We start from the raw sequence: 13545 nt of genomic DNA, 5'->3' as shown, positions 1-13545 counted from the left end.
CGACCAGCCTATGACCGAGGACACGGTGCTTGGGAGGCCCTTGATCACAGCCGTGGTGCAGCGCGCACCACGGTCAGGCCCGCAGGTACGTCAGTACCGCCAGCACCCGGCGGTGTGTCTGACCGTCCAGGTGGAGGTCCAGCTTCTGCAGGATGTTGCCGACGTGCTTGTTGACCGCCGCCTCCGTGACGTACAGCTCGCGGGCGATCGCCGTGTTCGTGCGGCCCTCCGCCATCAGGGCGAGGACCTCGCGTTCGCGTGGGGTGAGGCGTTGCAGGGGGTCGCGGCGGCGGTTGAGGAGTTGGCGTACGACCTCCGGGTCGACGACCGTCGCACCCGCCGCGACCCGGGTCACCGCGTCGACGAACTCGCTCACCGCGCTGACGCGGTCCTTCAGCAGGTAGCCGACGCCGCTGTCGCTGCCCAGGTCGAGCAGGTGGGCGGCGTAGGACTGCTCGATGTACTGGCTGAGGACGAGGACCGGCAGGCCAGGGTGTTCGCGGCGCAGGGCCACCGCCGCGCGCAGGCCGTCGTCCGTGTTGTCCGGCGGCATGCGGACGTCCGTGACGACGATGTCCGGGGTGTGGTCCCGGACGGCCGTGGTCAGCGCCTCCGCGTCCCCTACGGCCGCCGCGACCTCGTGGCCGAAGCGGGTGAGGACGCCGACCAGGCCGTCCCGCATCAGCGGGGAGTCCTCGGCGAGTACGACGTTCAGCGGCACGGCAGCTCCACGTGCAGCAGCGTAGGTCCGCCCTGAGGACTCGACACACGGAATCTGCCGTCCGCCGTGGCGATGCGGTCCGCCAGGCCCACGAGGCCGGTGCCGGCGGACGGGTCGGCGCCGCCGATACCGTCGTCGCTGACCGAGAGGGTCAGTACGTCCGTGTGCAGGCGCGCCCGCACTTCCGCCCCGGTCGCTTTGCTGTGCTTCACCGCGTTGGTCAGGGCCTCCGCGACCACGAAGTACGCGGCTGTCTCCACGGAGAGCGGGAGCCGGTGCGGGAGGCGTACGTCGACGGTGACGGGCAGGACGGAGCGTGCCGCCAGGTTCTCCACCGCCGCGGTCAGGCCCTGATCGGTCAGCGCCTTCGGGTGGACGCCCCGGCTCAGCTCACGCAACTCCTCGACGGCCAGCGTTACTTGCTCCTGCGCCTCGGCCAGCCGGGTTGCCACAGGTGAGTCCGGATCCGCGTCGAGCGCGGCCAGGCCCAGCATCACGTTGAGGGAGACGAGGCGTTGCTGCGCGCCGTCGTGCAGATCGCGTTCGATGCGGCGGCGTTCCATGTCGAAGGCGTCCACCAAGCGGGCGCGGGACGCGCGTACGTCAGTGAGTTCACGGCCCAGTTCGTCGTCGCGGGGCGCCAGCATCAGCCGGGTGACGGCCGCGCGGGCGCCGGCCCACGCGGTGATCGTGTACGGCGCTGCGGCCAGGAGGCTCACGCCGAGCACGGCCACCGGCCATGCACCCGGGTCGTCCGCGGGCGTCACGATCAGGAGGACGGGGACGACGACGGCGAACGCCAGGACGAGGAGGTCCACCCACCACAACGCCGTCCCCGACACCACCGTGAAACCCAGCTCGCGCCAGGTCGCCGGCTCGCGCAGCCGGGTCCGTACCCAGGCGGTGAGGCCCGGGGCGTCGGGAGCGCGGTGCGGGTCGGGTACGGGGTCGAGGTCCACCAGGCGCAGGCGCCGGCGCTCCACGCGGGTGACGGCGACGCCGGACAGGGCAACGGCCAGGAGGACCGGGGCGCCGATCAGCACCACGAGGGAGACGACGCCCGCTGCGAGCATGGCCAGGAGCGCCGACACGGCTACGGCGCCGAACGCCACACCCGTCGTGAGGTACGCGAGTGAGCGCCACGGCCAGCTGGAGCCGAGCACCTTCAACGGGTTCTGGCCCAGCGCCTGCCAGGCGGTCCGGTGTCGCATCCGTCGAACCTAGCGAGGCGGCGGGGCCGGGACAGTAGTGCGTTCACTACCTTCGGGACTCGTGTGCGTGCCCGTGTGCCGGAGGGGTGGCGGGCGGTGCACTGGGCGGCATGAAGCTGACCTCTGTTTTCGGCACCGTCACGGCGGTGATCGGGCTGACGGGTGCGCTTGTCGTCGGTGCCGTACCGGCTGTCTCGGCTGCCGCGCCACGATCGGCCGGTGCTGTGCTGGACGCGGGATCCGTCGACCGGTTCGTCGAGGAGTACATGGAGCAGACCGGGTTGCCGGGGGCCGTGGTCGCCGTGACGGACGGCCGGCGGGTGGTGCGCACGGCCGGGTACGGGCACACCGCTTCCGGGCCGGACATGACCGAGCGGACGCCGGTGCCCGTCGCCTCGCTGTCGAAGGCGATGACCGCGCTGGCCGTCATGCAGCTCGTCGAGGCGGGGGAGGTGGAGCTGGACCGGCCCGTCGTCCGGTACCTGCCGGAGTTCGTCATGGCCGACGGGCGGTATCGGAGGATCACGGTGCGGCAGCTGCTGACGCAGACCTCCGGGATGGACGACTCCGCGTATCCGGATCTCACGCGGGCACAGCCGCACACGCTGGAGGAGGCCGTCGCAGCGATGAGAGGAGCGCCGCTCGCCACCGATCCCGGCAGCCGGTACCGGTATCACAACCCCAACTACTTCGTCGCGGCACGGCTGGTGGAAGTGGTGAGCGGGCGGCCGTTCGCGAAGTATCTGTCCGCCGAGGTGTTCCGGCCGCTGGGGATGGCGGACACCGTGTCCGTCGACACGACGAGCGAGATGCCCGACGGGGCACGGGGGTACGTCCGTGCGTACGGCACCGTGTTCGCGCGCTCGCATCCGCGGTGGTTCACGGCGGGCGGTCATGGTGTCGTCACCACCGCCGACGATCTCGCGCGGTGGCTGATCGCCCAGAACAACGGGGGTGTCTCCGCGGAGGGCCGCCGGGTCGCCACGGCACGCAGCGTCGCGCTGACGCACACTCCGCCTGCGGTGCCGGCGGACACCGAGTACGCGATGGGGTGGCTGCGACACCGGGACGACTCCGGCACCGAGGTGATCCATCACAACGGCCAGCTCCTCACCCACAACGCCACGGCGACGCTGTTGCCCGGCAGCGGCGTCGGCATCGCGGTGGTCACCAACACGGGAATGCTCGCCGGGGACGACGCCGCGCAGATCACGTCGGGGCTCGTCGACCTCGCGCGGGGCGTGGAGCCGGAGGTGGAGAGGCCGTTCTCGATGACGGCGGACTGGGTGCTGGCGGCGCTGACGGTGGCGGCGGTCGGGCTCGGTGTGCGGGGTGCGCTGCGGGCGGGGGCGTGGGCGCGGCGGCGTGCGGGGCGGGCTTGGTGGCGGACGGGGGTGCGGTTGCTGCCGCTGGCGCTGCCGGTACTGGTGTTCACCCAGCTCGGCTCGCTGGTCGGTCTGCTGATGTTCCGGTCGGGGACGCTGGCGCAGACGGCGTATGCCTGGCCGGCGTTGGTGGTCCTCGTGGGGGGCGCGGCGCTGGCGGCGGGGGCGGTGGCCGTCGCGCGGGGGGTGGCGTTGGTGCGGTGGGGGCAAGGTCCGGGCAGGGCGCCCGGGCGCGTTTAGGGCGGCGCGGCGGCAGGGCCCGGAGCCGACGGTCCCCGGGCCCTGCCGTGGCGAGGCGGATGTGCCGTCAGCCGTGGTACTTGATGTAGCCGTTGCCGTCCTTGTCGTGCGCCTTCTTCGTGTAGGCGTGGATGTCGGAGGGCGAGCCGCCCGGCTTGTAGAGGTAGATCGTGTCCTTGTCGTTGTTCCACATGAAGTTGCAGTTCTGGCGGTACACGACGTTCTTGCCGTCGGAGTCGGTGCCCCGGCCGCCGCGCAGGTGCACGTAGTCACCCGGCTCGAGGATGTGGTTCGACCTGAAGACGAAGGTGTTGCCGGCCTTGTCCTTGACCTTGTAGCCCTTCAGGTTGATCTTCGACTTCTTCGAGTAGTTCTTGATCGTCAGGTACTCGTTCTTCGTGTTCCCGCCGGAGCACTTGTTGGAGTCCCGCCCCGGGGCGTCGTACTGGATGCCCTTGATCTTGAGCGCCGAGGAGTACTCGGCGGCGTGCGCCGGTATCGCCGCGGTCAGCGCGAGCGCGGCGACGGCGGTGGTGGTCGCGGCAGCGGTCAGGGTGCGCCGGATGAGCATGAGGTCCCCCCTCAGTGGTGCGGATGAAGCATCCGGAGCATACCTAAGGTGTTCATACGATGATGGCGATGTGAAGAGGATGTGACCATCGGTCGACCGGCCCTCCTACATCTGACGTTCCGCGGGCAGCGTCGGCAGGGAGTCCGGCGGCGGGGGCGGCGCGTGCGGCAGTTCGCGCTCCAGGGCGTCCAGCGCCCGGCGGGCCTCCTCGATGCGGAGGCGCAGGGCGTCGCCCACGGGCGGGGTCGCCGTCGGCGGGGTTTCACGGTCCAGGTCCCGGGCCTCGTCCAAAGACGTGAGGACCACGCCGATGAGGACGTTGACCAGGACGAACGAGGCGAGCAGGACGTAGGACGCGTAGTACAGGAGGCTCCAGCGGGAGATGTCCAGGCCCGCGCGGACCGCGTCACCCACGCCGTCCAGGGTCATCAGCAGGAAGAGCGTGAGCACGGCGCGGCCGAGTGAGCCGTAGTGCTCGGGGTCGTGGCGGCCGAAGAAGACCCAGCCGACCATGGCGTAGACGTAGAGGAGCAGCGCGCCGACGAGCAGGAAGCTCAGGGTGCCGGGGAGGCTGCGGACCACCGCGACCAGGACGACGCGCAGTTGAGGCAGGAAGCGGGCGGTGCGCAGGACGCGGGCCAGGCGGAGCAGGCGCAGGACCGTGCCGTTCTCCCGCAGGACCGGCAGGAAGGCGCAGAGGACGACCGCGAGGTCGAAGAGGTTCCAGGGGTCCTTGAAGAAGTCGCGGGGGCGGTCGGCGTGGGCGGCCAGGCGCACGAGGATCTCCGCGGTAAAGGCGGCGAGGCAGAGGTGCTCGGCCGTCCGTAACCAGCGGTGCCAGTCCGCGGCCAGCCCGGAGTACGTCTCGACGCCGAGGAGTGCGGCGTTGGCGAGGATCAGCGTGACGACGGCGGCGGTGAACCCGTGCGCCTCCGTGACGGCGCGGGCCCGTGCGGCCAGAGCCGTACGGGCCGGGCGCACTCCTTGCTCGGACAGCTCGGACATCGTGCGGGTGTTTCTCCTCGCCTGCGCGGCACCCCGGACGGGACGCCGACGATCTTGCATCAGGGCTATATGTCTACTGCACGGCCGTGGGGTGTCCGGCCAGGTCAGGGGCGGTATTCGGCCGTTTCCGGCGCGATGGGGAGGAAGTCCGCCCCCGGCCCACGGTGCCTCCCTATTCTTCTACACGTTTGTAGAGAATCAGGTCCGGGTGTTGCCCGGGCCCCGCATCCCTGGAGACGACACTCATGGCCTCGATCGACCTGGACAAGGTGCTGGACAAGGCGTGGGCGGACAAGAGCCTGCAGGAGATCCTCGACGCGCCCGTCGCCGCGCTGAAGGGTGTCTCCGACCGTGACGGCGAGCTGCTCCAGGAGGCGTTCGGCGTGAAGACCGTCGCGGACCTGGCGAACCTGAAGTACGTCCGCTGGGCGCAGGCCCTGGCAGCGCTGGAGGCGGCCAAGTAGGCGGCTGGGCGAGTAGCCGCGGTGCCGTTCGTCCGGGGGTGGACGGCCGGCACCGTTTGCGGTTCGGAGCGGAAGGTCGTCCGGCAGTACCCGGAAAGCTTTGTGACGGCTCAACAGGCGGTACGGCACGGAAGTCGCGGCGGTCGAGGGCGAGGACCGCGCCCGGAGTCCGAGCCGGCGGTCAGCCGCCCCCGCCCCCGCCCCCGTGGAACGGACCACCCGCCTCCGCGGACGGCTTCGCCGGGCAGGACGTCGTGGAGGACGTCATCGTCCACGACGCGCCCGTCACTTGGAGGCGAGGGGTGCTGTCCTGGCCCGAAGGGCGAGGGAAGGGCGCGGCGGCGTAGCGGACCGTGCAGGTGAGTTGGAGGAGGGCCTCACGGGACACCGGCGTGGGGGCGTCAGGGAGGGTCACCTTGATCGTGGAACCGTCGGTCACCGTCACCGAAGGGGCGCTCGACAGACGCGGGAGAGCCGTCGTCGCCGACACCGCCCTCTCCTTCTCGTTCGGCCCCTCCAGGAGGAGGCGGACCACCGAGGTCAGGTCGGCCGCGTCCGTGGCCGGGCGGGGGTACGCCGTCAACTCGCCGTCCGTCAGGAAGAAGAGGGGGACGGTGGCAGGCTCCGCCACGTCCGCCGTCGGGACCGGCGGCCCCGGTATCCCGCTCGCCGGCGCGCCCGCCTCGATGACGTCGGACGTCGGGACTCCGCACCCCGTCAGCATCGTCAGCAGCGCCGCCGCGCCGAGCCGCCGCCTCACTCCGTCCCCCCTTCGTCCTCCACGTCCAGCGGCAGCTCCACCGTGAACACCGCCCCTCCGCCCGGGCGGTTCGCCGCGCGGATCCGGCCCCCGTGCAGGCGCACGTTCTCCGCCGTGATGGCCAGGCCCAGGCCGCTGCTGTCCCCGTCGCCGCCCTTCCCGCTCCCGCGCCCGCGCCTCGCCCGTGACGTGCTCGCCTTGTAGAAGCGCTCGAAGATGTGCGGCAGCGCGTCCGGTGCGATGCCCGGGCCGTTGTCGGTGACCGCGAGGACGGCGATGTCGCCCCGCCTCTCCAGCGTCACCTCCACCGGCGGTTCGCCGTGGCGCAGGGCGTTGCCGACCAGGTTGGCCGTCACCACGTCGAGCCGGCGCGGGTCCACGCGGGCGCGGAGTTCGCCCGGTGCGGGCAGCCGGAGTTCGACGTCCTCCGGGCGCCAGCGGGAGGCGACCGTGCGGCGGACGGACTCGGCCAGGTCGATGTCGTCCCGGTGCAGCTCCGCCGCGCCCGCGTCGAAGCGGGATATCTCCATCAGGTCGTTCACCAGCACGCTCAGCCGCTGTGTGCCCTCGCTGACGAGCCGCAGCGCCTCGCCCGTCTCGCCCTCCACCCGCTGGTCCAGCACATCGGTGACCGCCGTCATCGCCGCCAGCGGGGTGCGCAGTTCGTGGGAGACGTCCGCCACGAAACGGCGCCCCCGCGCCTCCAGGCGCCGCAACTCCGCCACCGTCCGCTCCAGTTCCGCCGCCGTCTCGTTGAACGAGCGGGACAGCTCTGCCAGTTCGTCCGATCCGGTCACCTTCAGCCGTACGTCGAGATGGCCCGCGGCCATCCTGCGCGTCGCTCCGCGCAGGGCCCGTACGGGGCGCAGCACACCGCTCGCCGCCAGCAGCGCCAGGACCACGGCGAGGCACAGCGCCACCAGGGTGGCCCGTTCGATGCCGCTCACCATCGCCTGGACGTACCCCTCCTCCTCCGTCTGCGCCACCTCCAGGTACATCACCACCCCGGACAGCCGCTCCGTGCCGTCGTCCGTCGTGTACGTCACGGGCATGCCGACGAGGAGACGCGGACTGCCGTCGACGTTCACCCGCTGGAACACCGCCGCGCGCCGCGACCGCACGGAGCGGAGCATCTCGGGGCTGGGCTGTGTGAAGCGGGGCGTGGGGGCGTACGCGCGCAGGTCGCCGTACGTGGCCATGACCCGCCAGCCGGACAGCCGGTTGGCGGCGATCACTTGGTTGACCGCCGACTGGAGGTCCATCGCACCGGGCGTGTGCGGCACGGTCGGCGCCACCGCCTCCACGCTCGCGCGGAAGCGGTTGATGACGGAGTCCTGGCTCTGCTGGAGCACCCCCGTGCGCGCCTCCCGGAACGCGAGGGCGCCGGTGCCGAGGGAGCTGGCCATGGCGACCAGGACGAAGGAGATGAGGAGGCGGGAGCGCAGACCGCGGAGGGGGAGGGGGATGCGGGACACCACGGCGCGGTGGAGGCGGCGAGGAGCGGAGAGGGGCTCCGCGGACCGGGCGCCGTTCACGCGCGGCCCGTGCCGAAGCGGTAGCCGAAGCCCCGTACGGTCTGCACGTAGCGCGGGTTCCTGCCCTCGCCGAGCTTGCCGCGCAGGCGCTTCACGCAGGCGTCCACCAGGCGTATGTCGCCGTGGTAGCCATGCTCCCAGACCGCCTCCAGCAGCTGCTGGCGGCTGAACACCTGGCCCGGGGACGCGGACAAGGTGAGGAGGAGGCGCAGTTCGGAGGGGGCGAGGGTGACGGGCTCGCCCCTGTGGGTCACCACCAGCCCGGCGCGGTCGACGACCAGGTCGCCGTGCGTCTCCGGGCGGGGCCGCGTGCCGTCGGGCGGGGACGCGTCCTGCCGGCGCAGGACGGCGCGTATGCGCGCGTCGAGGACCCGCGCCTGCACGGGCTTCACCACGTAGTCGTCCGCGCCCGTCTCCAGACCGAGGACGACATCGATGTCGTCGCCCCGGGCCGTGACCATGATGATCGGCACCTGGTCGCGCTCCCTGATCCGGCGGCACACGTCCAGGCCGGACATGCCGGGCAGCATCAGGTCGAGCACGACGACGTCCGGACGGACGGCGTGGAGCTGCTCCAGCCCCTCCTCGCCCGTCTCCACCCCGACGACCTCGTGCCCCTGATGCCGCAGGCCCAGACGCACGGCCTGCCGCACGATGGAGTCGTCCTCGACGATCAGGATCCGTGGCATTGCGGCAGTTTAAGCAGGGCGGGTGGACGGCAGGTCCGGTCGCCCGTCGCCTTCAACCGCCGGACACCCGGCCGTCGTTACCGTTCCGTGACCTCGTGGGCTCATCGCGATCAACTGGGATGACCAGATTGACCTGTCATGCGTTCGGTACGAGAGAGGCAATCCGCACCCCCCACCCGCGGCCGCGCGGCCGCCCGCCGCACCCGCGGACGACGGCCGTCCACCCGCCGCCGCATACGTTCCCGTAGACGGCGCCGCGTGCTGCCGACCGTCCTGCTCGCCATCGCTGTACTGGGTACGGCGGCCTTCCTGCGCGCCGAACTGCGGGACCGGGGCAGCTCGCAGCAGAGCGCTCCGGACGCCCGGCCCCCTCGAGCCACCCCCACACCCACACCGCCCCCGACGCCGGCGCCCTCCCCCTCTCCGACCCGCACCACGATCGAGGTGCCCGAGCAGGGCAGCGGCACGTTCGTCACCGCGCGGTCCGGCGGGGAGACGGTCGGCGAGGGGTCCCGGCCGCTGCGGTACGTCGTGGAGGTCGAGGACGGGCTCGACGTCTCGCCGTCCGAGGCGGCCGAGGAGATCGCCGACATCCTGGGCGCCCCGCGCGGCTGGACCCACGACCCCGACAACGCGTTCCAACTGGTCGGCGCGGGCGCCCCGCACGACCTCTCGATCAGGATCGCCACCCCCGCCACGGCGGACGCCCTGTGCTGGGACGGCATCGGGCAGGACACCGGGGGCGAGTACAACTGCGAGGTGCCGGACGGCGTGGTGGTGAACCTCCGGCGCTGGGTCGAGGGCTCCCCCACCTTCGACGGGCCGATCCACGACTACCGCGCGCTGATCATCAACCACGAGATGGGCCACTTCCTCGGCCACTCCCACATGACCTGCGGCGGTGAGGGGCGGCTCGCGCCCGTGATGATGCAGCAGATCAAGGGCCTGAACGGCTGCGTGGCCAACGCCTGGCCCTACGACGAGGACGGCGACCTCGTCACGGGCCCCGCCGCCTGACAGCCCGCCGTCACCCCCGCCGGTCGTCGTCCGGGCCCGGCGTGGAGTCGGGGAGGAGCAGGCGGAACGCGCAGCCCTCACCGGGCCGGTTGTCGAGTTCGAGGCGGCCGCCGTGCGCGGTGGCGATCGCCGCGGCGATGGCGAGACCGAGGCCCGTCCCCGGTTCCCCTTCGTCGGCCGCCGGGCTCGCCCGGTAGAAGCGGTCGAAGACGTACGGGGCCTCGTCGGGCCGGATGCCGGGGCCGTCGTCGGCGACCTCGACCACGCAGGCAGGTGTGCCGGGCGGCAGGGGCGGACCGCTGCTCGGGGAGTCCGCGCCCTCCGTCCGGACGCGGGCGGCGCCCACGCGGACGCGGACGCGGCTGTCGGGCGGGGTGTGCGTGCAGGCGTTGGTCAGCAGGTTGCCGAGGACCTGGGCGAGTTGGTGCGGGTCGCCCGGGGTCTCCACCACGGCGAGATCCGGGGCGGGGCCCGGGGCCCCCGGGGTTTCCAGCGGCTCCAGCGTGATGGAGCGGTCCGGGTGGCGGATCGCGGTCGTGGCGATGGCGTCCGCGGTGAGGGAGAGCAGGTCGACGGGTTCCCGGTGGGCCGGGGCCGAGTCGCCGAGGCGGGCCAGCAGGAACAGGTCGTCGACGAGACGGCTCATGCGCTCGGCGTTGCGCGCGATCAGGGCGTGCGCCTCCTGACGCCGGGCCGCCGGCATGTCCGGCTCGTGCAGCAGCAGATCGGCGAACCCCTGCACGGCGGTGAGCGGGGTGCGCAGTTCATGGCCCGCGTCCGCCATGAAGTGCCGCAGCCGCTGCTCGGAGTTCTCCGTGCGGCGCAGCGCGGTACGGAGACGGTCGAGCATCGTGTTGAGGGCCAGCCCCAGCCGGCCCACCTCCGTGTCGGGGCCGGGGACGGGCACGCTGAGTTCGAGGGCGCCGTCGGTGATCCGCTGGGCCGTCTGCTCGACGCGGGTGAGGGGGCGCAGGCCCAGGCGGACCGCGCCGTTGCCGAGGGTGATCACCCCGACGGCCACGGCGACGCCCAGTCCGAGGCTGAGCCACAGCAGTTTCGTGGTGGCGCCGTCCACGGTGTCCAGCGGCAGGGCGACGACCGTCCGCGTGCCGTCGGGGCCCGCGTGGGTGAGCACCCGCCAGCCGGAGTCCGTGCCGTTCCCTCCGGCCGGGACGGTGGCGGGGCGCCCGTCGGTCAGCTCCAGGTCGGCCTCCCGCTCCGGCAGCCGGGGTCCCGCGCCGTTGCCGCTGCCCAGGGAGGCGGGCAGCAGGGCGCCGTCGGCGTCGTAGAAGAAGACGCGGTAGTCGGAGGGGAGGGTGGGGTCCGGGGGCGGGGGGCGCAGCCGGTCCTCGGCCATGTCCCGGGCGACGCGGTCCGGAGGGCGGAAGTGGGAGAGGCGTTCGTCCACCTGGTCGGTGAGCCAGCCGCGCAGCACGGTCAGCCCCGCCAGTTGGCAGACCAGGACGGCGCTGGTGGCCAGCAGGCAGGCGATCAGGACGAGACGGCTGCGCAGCGACCGCGGGCGGAAGCGGCGGAGCCGGCGGGGGCGACGGAGCAGAGCGGTGCGACGGAGCAGAGCGGTGTGACGGAGCAGGCCGGGTCGCCGGCTCATCGCGCGGACTCCGGCGCCTCGTCGCGCGGCAGGCGCAGGCAGTAGCCGACGCCCCGCACGGTGTGGACGAGGGCGGGCGGTGTCCGGTCGATCTTCCGGCGCAGGTTCTTGATGTACGTGTCGACGATGCGGGTGTCGCCGGAGAAGTCGTACTGCCACACCTGCTGGAGGATCTCCGCCTTCTCCAGCACCCGCTCCGGGTGGGCGAGCAGGCAGGCCAGCAGGCGGAACTCGGTCGGCGACAGCCGCACGGGGCGGTCGCCGCGGCGCACCTCGCGGGTGGCCTCGTCCAGGGTGAGGTCGGCGTAGCGCAGGGCGGGGGCGGCGCCTGTGACGGAGGCGGGGGCGTTGCTGCGGCGCAGGATGGCGCGGATGCGCAGCAGCACCTCCTGGATGTGGAAGGGCTTGGTGACGTAGTCGTCGCCGCCCGAGCTGAGGCCGATGATCCGGTCCTCCACGTCACCGCGGGCGGTGAGGAACAGCACCGGGGTGTAGACGCCCCGGGCGCGCAGCTCGCGGGTGAGCCGGAAGCCGTCGGTGTCGGGCAGCATCACGTCGAGCACGATCAGGTGCGGGCGGCGGTCGAGGGCCAGTGCCAGCGCCTCCTGCCCGCCGGCCGCGCTGAGCACGCCGTACCCGGCCGCGGTGAGCGCGGAGGTGAGCAGGGTGCGGATGCTGGCGTCGTCCTCCACGACGAGGACCGTGTGACCGGCGGTCGGCGTACGGGGGCGGGCGTGCTGGTCGGTCACGGGAGGACACCTCGGCGGCTACGGGTGCGGGGCACACGGCGGGGCGTGTCCCCGTGGGGCGGCGGTCATCGTAGGGAGCGAAGCTTTGACATCCTCCCCTCCCTGAAGGGAGGGGATTCCTGGCTCAGGCTGCCTCCGGGAGCAGCGCTCCCGGAGGGCTTACACCCTCAGCACCAGCCGGGTTGAGACCAGCCCGGACCAGCATCACGCGGGCGGAGTTCTTGTCCCTGGGGGACACAGCTCCGCACGCGGTGCAGGTGTAGGTACGTTCCGAAAGGGGGAGTGCGTGCTTGGTTCTCGCTCCGCACTGCGCGCAGTCCATCGTGGTGTGCGCGGGGTGCACGAGGCGGACATCACGCCCGTGCTTGCGGCCCATCTCGATCAGGGCCGTTTTCGTGGCGCCGATCGCAGCGTCCGCCGCCTTGCGGGCCATGGTGGTCTTCGCGAGGAACTTCGGCTTGAAGTCCTCGACAGCGATGGCGTCGTGGTCGCGGACGACGCGCTTGGCCCACTTGCGGGCGGCATCCTGCCGCCGCCTGGCCACCTTCTTGTGCAGCTTGGCGGTCTGCGCCTGCGCCTCGCGGTAGCCCTTCGAGGCGGCCTGCCCCTTGGCGGGGCGGCGACGGGCCATCATCCGCTGGTAGCGGGCCAGTTTCTGTGCGGCGGTCTTGCCGTGCTGAGCATGGGGCAGGTCGTGGTCGTCGCTCGTGGTGGTGGCGGTCTCCTTCACGCCCCAGTCCACGCCGAGCACACGACCGGTGGCCGGGAGCGGCTGAGTCTCGACGGCGACGACGAACGAGCAGTACCAGTGCCCGAGGCTGTCGCGGTACACGCGTACCGAGGACGGAGCGGAGGGCAGGTCCCGCGACCACATCACCGTCAGGCTGATGCCGCCCGCGAGGTGCAGGCGGCCGTCCTTCACCCGGAAGCCACGGGTGGTGTAGTTCAGTGTGGGCAGAGCCTCGCGCTTCTCCTTCGCCTTGGGCATCCCGGCCCGTCTGTGCATCGGGAGCCGGTCCTTGATGTCCTTCTGGGCCTTGGCGCGGGACTTGGCGAAGTCGCGGATGGTCTGCTGCTGCGGAACGGAAGCACCCTCACGCAGCCACGGCAGCTTGGCGCGGGCCTCGGTCAGCATCTTGTCCAGCTCGGCCGGACCGCACGTCACCTTCGGCGCACCGTCCGGGCGCGTCCGGTTGGCGTGGTGCCGCTTGCGGGAGACAGCCACGCACTCGTTCCACACCCAGCGGCAGCGCGCCCACTCGGCCATCAGGCCCGTGCGGGCGGTCGACGACACGCGAAGCCGGTAGGTGTACCGGGCGTGCCCGGTACCCTCCGAAACCTTCCGTAATGTCACCACGGTGTCACCGTACCACTGACGATCCACTACTCTGGAGTCAATGGATGAAGAGAAGCGCATCACGCTCCGACTGCCCGCCGACCTGCACGCACGCCTCACCGAGGAAGCCCGTACCGAACGGCGGTCCCTCAACTCCGAGATCGTCCACCTGCTTGAGGCCGCCCTCGGCCCGGTGAGTGGAGACGACCAATCGCCCTGACGGCGATTGCTCTCTTCCGTGCCCCGCTAC

The 13545-nt window shown here is 72.2% G+C and carries 14 protein-coding genes; 4 read left to right on the top strand and 10 right to left on the bottom strand.

The genetic code is table 11. The features are described 5' to 3' along the window. Positions 1 to 73: 73 nt before the first annotated feature. Positions 74 to 721: a response regulator gene (locus AY578_RS17085; RefSeq protein ID WP_136238914.1), complete on the bottom strand. Its 648-nt coding sequence runs from the start codon at positions 719 to 721 to the stop codon at positions 74 to 76. Then, positions 712 to 1932 carry a sensor histidine kinase gene (locus tag AY578_RS17080; protein ID WP_215047887.1) on the bottom strand — a complete coding sequence of 407 codons (1221 nt, stop codon included), beginning with the start codon at positions 1930 to 1932 and terminating at the stop codon, positions 712 to 714. The genes AY578_RS17085 and AY578_RS17080 overlap by 10 nt, the downstream gene beginning before the upstream one ends. Positions 1933 to 2042: 110 nt before the next feature. On the opposite strand from AY578_RS17080, the gene AY578_RS17075 reads away from it, so the two are divergent. Then, positions 2043 to 3557, top strand: a complete 1515-nt coding sequence (locus tag AY578_RS17075) for a serine hydrolase domain-containing protein (RefSeq protein WP_258902938.1) — start codon at positions 2043 to 2045, stop codon at positions 3555 to 3557. Positions 3558 to 3624: 67 nt separating this feature from the next. On the opposite strand, the gene AY578_RS17070 is transcribed toward AY578_RS17075, so the two are convergent. Further along, on the bottom strand, positions 3625 to 4128 hold the full coding sequence (locus tag AY578_RS17070; RefSeq protein WP_028959550.1) for a lamin tail domain-containing protein: 504 nt from the start codon (positions 4126 to 4128) through the stop codon (positions 3625 to 3627). Between the two features lie 105 nt (positions 4129 to 4233). Further along, positions 4234 to 5133, bottom strand: coding sequence for an ion transporter (locus tag AY578_RS17065; RefSeq protein WP_136238911.1), 900 nt, complete (start codon positions 5131 to 5133; stop codon positions 4234 to 4236). Positions 5134 to 5378: 245 nt separating this feature from the next. On the opposite strand from AY578_RS17065, the gene AY578_RS17060 reads away from it, so the two are divergent. After that, positions 5379 to 5597, top strand: coding sequence for a hypothetical protein (locus AY578_RS17060; RefSeq protein ID WP_019525840.1), 219 nt, complete (start codon positions 5379 to 5381; stop codon positions 5595 to 5597). A gap of 181 nt (positions 5598 to 5778) precedes the next feature. Here AY578_RS17060 and AY578_RS17055 read toward each other — a convergent pair whose 3' ends face one another. From AY578_RS17055 to AY578_RS17045, 3 genes are read right to left on the bottom strand one after another with little or no spacing between them, the layout of a single operon-like run. Beyond that, positions 5779 to 6357, bottom strand: coding sequence for a hypothetical protein (locus tag AY578_RS17055; RefSeq protein WP_258902935.1), 579 nt, complete (start codon positions 6355 to 6357; stop codon positions 5779 to 5781). Continuing rightward, a complete protein-coding gene (locus AY578_RS17050; protein WP_337590522.1) occupies positions 6354 to 7835 on the bottom strand; it encodes a sensor histidine kinase in 1482 nt (493 codons plus the stop codon). Before AY578_RS17050 ends, AY578_RS17055 begins: the two co-directional genes overlap by 4 nt. Before the next feature lie 53 nt (positions 7836 to 7888). Continuing rightward, entirely contained in the window at positions 7889 to 8581 is a 693-nt protein-coding gene (locus tag AY578_RS17045) for a response regulator (protein ID WP_161108910.1), read from the bottom strand. Between the two features lie 258 nt (positions 8582 to 8839). Here AY578_RS17045 and AY578_RS17040 point away from each other — a divergent pair, with 258 nt between their 5' ends. Next, a complete protein-coding gene (locus AY578_RS17040; RefSeq protein WP_258902933.1) occupies positions 8840 to 9598 on the top strand; it encodes a DUF3152 domain-containing protein in 759 nt (252 codons plus the stop codon). Between the two features lie 10 nt (positions 9599 to 9608). Here AY578_RS17040 and AY578_RS17035 read toward each other — a convergent pair whose 3' ends face one another. The 3 genes from AY578_RS17035 to AY578_RS17025 form a co-directional block, all read right to left on the bottom strand. Then, positions 9609 to 11210, bottom strand: coding sequence for a sensor histidine kinase (locus AY578_RS17035; RefSeq protein ID WP_258902931.1), 1602 nt, complete (start codon positions 11208 to 11210; stop codon positions 9609 to 9611). Next, complete coding sequence (locus tag AY578_RS17030; protein WP_258902930.1) at positions 11207 to 11959, bottom strand: response regulator transcription factor; 753 nt, start codon at positions 11957 to 11959, stop codon at positions 11207 to 11209. The genes AY578_RS17035 and AY578_RS17030 overlap by 4 nt, the downstream gene beginning before the upstream one ends. 124 nt (positions 11960 to 12083) lie before the next feature. Continuing rightward, positions 12084 to 13226 (bottom strand): RNA-guided endonuclease InsQ/TnpB family protein, encoded by a 1143-nt coding sequence (locus AY578_RS17025; RefSeq protein ID WP_052183266.1) that lies wholly within the window; start codon positions 13224 to 13226, stop codon positions 12084 to 12086. A gap of 130 nt (positions 13227 to 13356) precedes the next feature. Between AY578_RS17025 and AY578_RS17020 the strand changes: the two genes are divergently transcribed. Continuing rightward, positions 13357 to 13515, top strand: a complete 159-nt coding sequence (locus tag AY578_RS17020; protein ID WP_052183260.1) for an Arc family DNA-binding protein — start codon at positions 13357 to 13359, stop codon at positions 13513 to 13515. Positions 13516 to 13545 lie beyond the last annotated feature (30 nt).

It is taken from the genome of Streptomyces thermocarboxydus (genome assembly GCF_024760485.1).
Lineage (GTDB): Bacteria > Actinomycetota > Actinomycetes > Streptomycetales > Streptomycetaceae > Streptomyces > Streptomyces cellulosae.
Note: the sequence above shows the minus strand (reverse complement) of the source record. Positions and strands in the feature narration are given on the sequence as shown.